Here is a 249-nt window from a genome sequence, read left to right on the forward strand (position 1 = left end):
CCATTTATCAAAAGATACGTTTGAACAAATTGCTGATTCAGCACAACATATTGCTCATGTTGAAGCATTATACAATCACCAGCAGTCTATTTTAATACGTCAGTCTTAGGGGAGTGTAATTGAAATGCGCGCAGAGCGATTAGAACAGCTCAAAATATACTTGGAGGTCAATACAAAGCTAGCTGGATTACACACGAAATGATGCGTGTTGCGAGTCGTGAATCCAATTATACAGCTAATGCAGTCAAT

At 38.6% G+C, this 249-nt stretch carries 1 protein-coding gene and 1 pseudogene; both read left to right on the forward strand.

From position 1 onward, the window contains the following. The coding region (locus IDG64_RS15300; protein WP_241012142.1) for a hypothetical protein at positions 1–109 on the forward strand (109 nt) is incomplete at its 5' end. Between the two features lie 14 nt (positions 110–123). Further along, positions 124–249 (forward strand): annotated as a pseudogene (locus IDG64_RS15305) (hypothetical protein); the annotation flags it as partial.

The sequence above is a fragment of the Staphylococcus sp. EG-SA-15 genome (assembly GCF_017151895.1).
Lineage (GTDB): Bacteria > Bacillota > Bacilli > Staphylococcales > Staphylococcaceae > Staphylococcus > Staphylococcus aureus.